Annotated in this window: 2 protein-coding genes and 1 pseudogene; 1 reads left to right on the forward strand and 2 read right to left on the reverse strand. The window is 66.0% G+C overall.

All coding sequences use genetic code 11. From position 1 onward, the window contains the following. Together EQG76_RS32415 and EQG76_RS22860 are read right to left on the reverse strand one after the other, a co-directional pair. Nucleotides 1–198: pseudogene (locus EQG76_RS32415) on the reverse strand (hypothetical protein); the annotation flags it as partial. A 165-nt stretch (nucleotides 199–363) separates the two neighbouring features. Further along, complete coding sequence (locus EQG76_RS22860; protein WP_159716614.1) at nucleotides 364–1,101, reverse strand: hypothetical protein; 738 nt, start codon at nucleotides 1,099–1,101, stop codon at nucleotides 364–366. Nucleotides 1,102–1,438: 337 nt separating this feature from the next. On the opposite strand from EQG76_RS22860, the gene EQG76_RS22865 reads away from it, so the two are divergent. After that, nucleotides 1,439–1,785: asparaginase (locus EQG76_RS22865; RefSeq protein ID WP_200841041.1), on the forward strand; the 347-nt coding region annotated here is incomplete at its 3' end.

A 1,785-nucleotide genomic window follows, 5' to 3' on the forward strand; every position in this document is an offset into this window, starting at 1 on the left:
ATTGTTCCAGCGCATGCACTCCCAGGCGATGAAGTTCTTCTTGTCGGGCGTGGGAGTAGGGGTAGGCGTGGGCGTCGGATTGGGAGTGGGTATAGGCTTCGGCGGCGTCGTGCCGCCCTTCAGGCCGGACAATAGATCCGTCAGGCCCGGGGCCGTAGGCGTGGCAACCAGCCCGGCCAGGAAATCACGTCGCTGCATCGAGGCTTCCTCAAGAGAACCGGAATTATTGCGACGCCCATGCTACGATCTCTCGTCGCGTCGCTTTCCGGTATATCAATTGTGCTTCATCCACCTGCGTACTTGCGTGTCGCGAGTACACACAGCCTGTACTCACGGCACGCCGGCGCAATACAAACTCTGCCATCAGATTTTGCAACCCTTGATGTCATGCCCCGTGGTCTTGAGGAAGGCCTTTGTCTCCCTCCACCAACTGGCCTTGGGCTGCCAGACGAGCCGGTCGGTGCTCCCGCCGCTCTTGGCGCGCGTCCCCCACAGGCACACCGCGTCGGCCCGGCTGCGCGCCTTCTCCAGCTCGCTGCGGAAGAACTCGCCTGGAATGAGCTTGTAGCGCAGCTTCTTGTCCGGCGACTGGTCGTGAAACTGCGGCCAGAGCCAGGGCATCACCGGCTTGCCGTAGGCATTGGCCTCCGCGAGGATGATGTCCGCGAACTTCGCCCAGCGCGTCCGATTGCCGTCATAGGTGTAGAGCGAGGGCATGATCCAGTCGCACTTGGCGGCCAGCGGGCGCATCGACCGGTTGGACGTGCGCTGCCGGGCGAGCCGGCTGCCCCCAGCCACATAGTCCGGATAGGCATAGCCCGGCATGATCCCCCAATAGCCGAGCTTCACCGAGCTTGGCACCTTGGAGCGGATCCGCTCGATCACCCGGATGAGCTTGTCCCGGCCGGACGCCGTGGCTGGGTCCCAGCACTCGATGTCGAGGGTCACGAGCGGCGGCCTGGCCGAGCGGATCTGCGCTGCGACCTTGTCGATCTTGGCGAGGTCGATCGCCTTCTTGGTCACCAGCGCCGATTCGTAGAAGATCGTCATGGTGCGCATGCCGCAGGCGCTGAAGCTGCCGGGCAGCTTGTTCCAGCGCATGCATTGCCAGACCGGGAACTTCGAAGCAGCAGCCGCAGGCTGGCCTGAGAACGGCAGTGCAGCCGCGGCGGACAGCCCAAGCAGGCCCCCGAGAAAATGACGCCGTTCCATGCTTCTTGTCATATTTTTTCCGGATGCTGGAGCGTTGTACGTGCTTCATCCGGAAAATCTGCCAGAAATGACCTTTGGACCAGTGACAATCCTGTAGGAGCCGGTCTGCCCTGCGTCTGGCGCGGGTCCGCCAGGTCCGCCAGGCGAGGCTTGCGCCGCCGCCTCGCCCGTGCCACGCGCACAGGCCGCGTGGATGCTTGCCCGAGGGCCCGGAGGAGGAACGCAGGTGGATGATCCTGTCGCGGTGCTGGTGACCCGCGGCGACCACATCGAGAGCCGCCATCGCGGCCGCCTGGCGATGGCCGACCGCACCGGACGGCTCGTGCTGGCGCTGGGCGATGTCGCGGAGCCGGTCTTTCCCCGCTCGGCGATCAAGCCGTTCCAGGCCGTGCCCCTGGTGGAAACCGGCGCCCTCGACGCATCGGGCGGCGATGCCGCGGACCTGGCCCTGGCCTGCGCCTCGCATAACGGCGAGGCGCGCCATGTCGCGCGGGTCCGCCGGTGGCTGGCAGGGGCCGGCCTTGCCGAGACCGACCTGCGCTGCGGCAGCCACCCTCCCCTCCACCTGGATGC

Source organism: Geminicoccus flavidas, assembly GCF_009806515.1.
GTDB lineage: Bacteria > Pseudomonadota > Alphaproteobacteria > Geminicoccales > Geminicoccaceae > Geminicoccus > Geminicoccus flavidus.

Excerpts from the sequence above, each read along its gene's own strand:
- EQG76_RS22860 (WP_159716614.1), bottom strand. The coding sequence starts at position 1,101 with ATGCGCTGGAACAAGCTGCCCGGCAGCTTCAGCGCCTGCGGCATGCGC.